General features: G+C 62.4%; 5 protein-coding genes. 3 read left to right on the top strand and 2 right to left on the bottom strand.

What is annotated here, in order from left to right; genetic code table 11:
• Positions 1-197 precede the first annotated feature (197 nt).
• Together BFP89_RS07435 and BFP89_RS07430 are read right to left on the bottom strand one after the other, a co-directional pair.
• Positions 198-905 (bottom strand): YebC/PmpR family DNA-binding transcriptional regulator, encoded by a 708-nt coding sequence (locus BFP89_RS07435; protein ID WP_065884874.1) that lies wholly within the window; start codon positions 903-905, stop codon positions 198-200.
• Positions 906-1,004: 99 nt separating this feature from the next.
• On the bottom strand, positions 1,005-1,862 hold the full coding sequence (locus BFP89_RS07430) for a LysR substrate-binding domain-containing protein (protein ID WP_065884873.1): 858 nt from the start codon (positions 1,860-1,862) through the stop codon (positions 1,005-1,007).
• A gap of 111 nt (positions 1,863-1,973) precedes the next feature.
• On the opposite strand from BFP89_RS07430, the gene BFP89_RS07425 reads away from it, so the two are divergent.
• From BFP89_RS07425 to BFP89_RS07415, 3 genes are all read left to right on the top strand, one after another.
• Positions 1,974-3,083, top strand: coding sequence for a 2-aminoethylphosphonate--pyruvate transaminase (locus BFP89_RS07425; RefSeq protein ID WP_065884872.1), 1,110 nt, complete (start codon positions 1,974-1,976; stop codon positions 3,081-3,083).
• 30 nt (positions 3,084-3,113) lie between these two features.
• The gene (gene phnX / locus BFP89_RS07420) at positions 3,114-3,941 is read left to right on the top strand and encodes a phosphonoacetaldehyde hydrolase (RefSeq protein ID WP_065884871.1); all 828 of its coding nucleotides are present in this window, start codon (positions 3,114-3,116) and stop codon (positions 3,939-3,941) included.
• A gap of 111 nt (positions 3,942-4,052) precedes the next feature.
• The gene (locus BFP89_RS07415; RefSeq protein ID WP_065884870.1) at positions 4,053-4,646 is read left to right on the top strand and encodes a cytochrome b; all 594 of its coding nucleotides are present in this window, start codon (positions 4,053-4,055) and stop codon (positions 4,644-4,646) included.
• Positions 4,647-4,925 lie beyond the last annotated feature (279 nt).

Raw genomic sequence — 4,925 nt, 5'->3', positions numbered from 1 at the left:
AGAGCGTTTTGCTTACTTTTGCGCTTTTCAAAAGTGAGCCGCTGTAAAAGCGGAACCCTAAGTAGCCGTTACCGCAGAAACGGATATGTACTCGGACTGATCCTGCATCCTGGTCGGCCCTGAGACCGCCAATCGGGGGCAAGCCCCCTCCCACATTTTAACTGCCCACATTTGGACTGCATGTATCCAGATAAGAATCAGCCAGCCAGCCCGACAAACATATCCTGCACATCATCATGGTTATCCAGGCCTTCCAGGAACGCCTCGACCTCGGCCATCTGCTCATCGGTCAACCCACTGACCGGGTTCTTCGAAAGATAGCCCAGCTTGGCCGACAGCACGGTAAAGCCTTGCTCCGGCAAAGCTTTCTGCACGGCGTCCAAGTCGGTGGTTTCGGTGATGAACAAGGTGGTGCCTGCTTCTTCACCGTCCTCAAAGTCCTGGGCACCGGCTTCGATGGCGGCCATTTCCGGATCCGCGTCCGGGGTGTCCGGCGATGCTTCGATCAGCCCGACGTGATTGAAGTCCCAGGCCACCGAGCCGGAAGCCCCCAATTGGCCCTTGCGGAACGCCACGCGGATTTCCGCCACGGTGCGGTTGATGTTGTCGGTGACGCACTCGACGATCAACGGCACCTGGTGCGGAGCGAAACCTTCGTAGGTGACACGGTGGTACTGCACGGTTTCACCGAGCAGACCGGCACCCTTCTTGATCGCGCGGTCCAGGGTTTCCTTGGGCATCGAGGCCTTCTTGGCCTGCTCCACCACCAGACGCAGGTGAGCGTTGGTCGAGGTGTCCGCACCGTTGCGGGCGGCGATGGTGATTTCTTTCACCAGCTTGCCGAAAATCTTGCCCTTGGCATTGGCTGCCGCTTCTTTATGTTTGACTTTCCACTGTGCGCCCATGACTCACTCTCTACTTTCCATGGCGCCGAAACGTCTACTGGCCGGCGCTTTGGGGGCAGAGTTTATAGCGCAGCAACGCATCGTTCCACCAAAAAACCCTCAGGGCGCCAACTCGAAAAAGGCCTGGATCAAGCGCAACGACCGGCGCCGCTCCAGGCAGCCAAGCAGATGCCGGTTCAGCAGGCCGTCGCCGCGAATCGGCACGGCACATACGCGTGGGTCGCGGCTGACCTCCATCGACGACACCACCCCCAGGCCCAGCTCGGCCGCAACGGCCTCGGTCACCGCTTCCCGGCTGTCCAGTTCCAGCAGCACCCTGGGCCGCACACCGGCAGCCAGGCACGCCTCATCAAAGGTACGCCGGGTGATGGAACCGGGCTCGCGCAACACCATGATCTCTTCGTTCAACGCCGACAGTGCAATGCCCTCGGCCTGCCCCGCCCACGGGTGCACGGCCGGCACCAGCGCGCAAATACGCGACTCGCCCAAGGGATGCAGGTGCAGGCCATTGCGCGGCTCCACTTCGGTCAGCACCGCCACATCGGCATGCTCGGACAACAACGCCGCCAGGGTTTCCTGGGCATTGCCCAGGCGCAGATTCACCGTGACGCCCGGATAAAGCACGCGCAGCCGGGCGATCATCGGCATCACCAGATGCGGGCCGTCCGCCGCCACTTCCAGGCGCCCGGTGAGCAATTGGCGGTTGGCTTCGAGCATCGCCTGCGCCTCATCCACCAGGCCGAAGATCGCCCGGGTGATCGCCGCCAGGCGTGCGCCCTCCTCGGTCAACTCGACCCGCCGCGCAGTGCGGCGCAGCAACGGGATCTGGTAGTGCTCCTCCAGCGCCTTGATGTGCCCGGTCACCGCCGGCTGGCTGATGAACAGCCGCGCGGCCGCACGGGTAAAACTGCCCTCGCGGGCCACCGCATCGAATGCGCGCAGTTGGAACAGGTTCATAGTTATCGGCCTCACTGATAGCTCGCATAACAACAAACAATTTGATTGATAACAAGCCAAACTGCAATTTAGGCGCCTTAAAGTCGACCCGTTGTTTTACGAGGACCCGAGATGACCCCTGCCGCGCCACTTTTGCTGACTCCAGGCCCGCTGACCACTTCCAACCGCACGCGCCAGGCGATGATGGTGGACTGGGGTTCATGGGATGAGCGTTTCAACCAACTCACCGCCAGCGTGTGCGAGCATTTGCTGGCGATCATCCATGGCGCCCACAGCCACCATTGCGTGCCGTTGCAGGGCAGCGGCACCTTCGCCGTCGAAGCCGCCATCGGCACCCTCGTGCCGCGTAACGGCAAGGTGCTGGTGCTGATCAACGGCGCCTACGGCAAACGCCTGGCGAAGATCTGTGACGTGCTCGGCCGCGCGTACAGCACCTTCGAAACGCCCGAAGACCAACCCACCACCGCCGCCGAGGTGGACCGCCTGCTGCACGCCGACGCCGCGATCAGCCATGTCGCGCTGATCCACTGCGAAACCAGCACCGGCATCCTCAACCCGCTGGCGCAGATCGCCGAAGTGGTCAAGCGTCACGGCAAGCGCCTGATCATCGACGCCATGAGTTCTTTCGGCGCACTGCCGATCGATGCGCGTGAAGTGCCCTTCGACGCGCTGATCGCCGCGTCCGGCAAATGCCTGGAAGGCGTGCCGGGCATGGGCTTTGTCTTCGCCGAAAAGACCGCGCTGGCTGCGGCCGCAGGCAACTCTCATTCCCTGGCGATGGACCTGTTCGACCAGCACCGCTACATGGCCCGCACCGGCCAGTGGCGCTTCACCCCGCCCACCCATGTGGTCGCCGCGCTGCACGAGGCGCTTGTGCAATACCACGAAGAAGGCGGCCTGCCCGCCCGTCATCAACGCTACGCCGATAACTGCCGCACGCTCCTGGACGGCATGGCCGCACTGCGTCTGCGCAGTTTCCTGCCGGCGGCGATCCAGGCGCCGATCATCGTCACCTTCCACGCCCCGCAACACCCGCGCTACCAGTTCACGGACTTCTACGAACGGGTCAAGGCCAAGGGTTTCATCCTCTATCCGGGCAAATTGACCCAGGTGGAGACCTTTCGCGTGGGCTGCATCGGCCATGTCGACGCGGCCGGCATGCGCGCGGCGGTCAAGGCCATCGCCGAGGTGCTGCAAGAAATGCACGTGCTGGACCTCTGATTGCCCTCATTACCCCACAGGATCTGAACCATGAACTATCAAAACCCCACCAGGCTCCAGGCCGTCATTCTCGACTGGGCCGGCACCGTAGTGGACTTCGGCTCGTTTGCGCCGACGCAGATTTTTGTCGAGGCCTTTGCCGAGTTCGGCGTACAGGTGTCCATTGAAGAGGCTCGCGGCCCGATGGGCATGGGCAAGTGGGACCATATCCGCACCCTCTGCGATCAGCCGCACGTCGCCGAACGTTATCGCAAGGCCTTCGGCCGCACGCCCACCGATGCAGACGTAAGCGCCATCTACCAACGCTTCATGCCGCTGCAGATCGAGAAAATCGCCGAACACTCGGCCCTGATCCCCGGCGCCCTCGACACCCTTGCCGGCGTGCGCGCACAGGGCATCAGAATCGGCTCCTGTTCCGGCTATCCCAAACAAGTGATGGACAAGGTCGTCGCCCTGGCCGCCAGCAACGGCTACGTGGCCGACCATGTGGTTGCCACCGACGAAGTGCCCAATGGCCGCCCATGGCCGGCCCAGGCGCTGGCCAACGTGATCGCGCTGGGCATTGACGATGTGGCGGCGTGCGTGAAAGTCGACGACACCGTACCGGGTATCCTCGAAGGCCGCCGCGCAGGCATGTGGACCGTGGCGCTGACCTGCTCCGGCAACGCCCTGGGCCTGACTTACGAGCAGTTCCGGGCGCTGGACAGCGCCACACTGGCCGGCGAGCGCCGGCGTATCGAAGCGATGTTCGAAGGCTCACGCCCGCACTACCTGATCGACACTATTACCGATATGCCGCAGGTCATCGCCGATATCAACGCACGCCTGGCTCGCGGGGAAATGCCGCAAAGCCACTGACGAAGGTCAATGCACCGGCATTCACTACGGGCCAAGCGCTTCAAACAGGCATACAGTTGAACCACTCCGTCAAAGAACGGAAGGTTGCCCTGATAAGTGAGGAACCCAACGATGCCGTGGAAAAATTCCGATACGCGCTACAGCACCATGTCGATTGCATTGCACTGGTTGATGGTGGTGCTCCTGGCGGTGGTCTACGCCTGCATTGAGTTACGCGGCCAGTTCCCCAAAGGCAGCGGTGCGCGCACGCTGATCGTCGAAATGCACTTTATGTTCGGCCTGACCGTGTTTGTGCTGGTGTGGCTGCGCCTGTTCGCCCGCAGCCTGGGCGTGGCGCCGAAGATCGTGCCGGCGCCGCCGAAATGGCAGCGCCTGTTGGCGACGCTGACCCACGTTGCGCTGTATGGGTTGATGATCGGCATGCCGATTGCCGGCTGGCTGATCGTCAGCGCCGAGGGGCATTCGGTGATGTTCTACGGGATGGAATTGCCGCCGCTGATCGCTGAGAACAAGGCATTGGCCAAGGAGATTGAAGGCTGGCATGTGCTGTTTGGCCAGATCGGTTACTGGCTGATCGGGCTGCATGCGCTGGCGGGGATCTTTCATCACTATGTGCTGCGCGATAACACAGCGCTGAGGATGATGCCGGGTGGGAGGGGGCTTGCTTCCGATCGCGTTAAGTCAGCCGGCACATCCATCGAGTGATACACCTTGATCGGGGCATGAGTATCTGCACCGCTTGGGTGCGACGCCGGACCTGTGACTAGGGAGCTTGCTCCCGTGACGGCCGGACAGCCAACACGTATCTACCTGAGGCTCCGAGGTCCAAATGTGGGAGGGGGCTTGCCCCCGATGGCGGCCTTGGGGCTGGCCGGGATGTTGGGTCGGACCGAGTACATATCCGTTTCTGCGGTCACGGCCACTTAGGGTTCCGCCCTGACGGCGGCTCACTTTTGAAAAGCGCAAAAGTAAGCAAAACGCTCT

Origin of the sequence: Pseudomonas sp. 31 R 17, from assembly GCF_900004915.1 — a bacterium.
Lineage (GTDB): Bacteria > Pseudomonadota > Gammaproteobacteria > Pseudomonadales > Pseudomonadaceae > Aquipseudomonas > Aquipseudomonas orientalis_A.
The sequence above is the reverse complement of the archived record's forward strand: the minus strand, read 5'-3'. Positions and strand labels throughout refer to the sequence as shown.

What these genes read in the sequence shown, in the direction of transcription:
- BFP89_RS07435 (WP_065884874.1), bottom strand. Translation starts at nt 905, where the DNA reads ATGGGCGCACAGTGGAAAGTCAAACATAAAGAAGCGGCAGCCAATGCC.
- BFP89_RS07430 (WP_065884873.1), bottom strand. Translation starts at nt 1,862, where the DNA reads ATGAACCTGTTCCAACTGCGCGCATTCGATGCGGTGGCCCGCGAGGGC.
- BFP89_RS07425 (WP_065884872.1), top strand. Translation starts at nt 1,974, where the DNA reads ATGACCCCTGCCGCGCCACTTTTGCTGACTCCAGGCCCGCTGACCACT.
- phnX (WP_065884871.1), top strand. Translation starts at nt 3,114, where the DNA reads ATGAACTATCAAAACCCCACCAGGCTCCAGGCCGTCATTCTCGACTGG.
- BFP89_RS07415 (WP_065884870.1), top strand. Translation starts at nt 4,053, where the DNA reads ATGCCGTGGAAAAATTCCGATACGCGCTACAGCACCATGTCGATTGCA.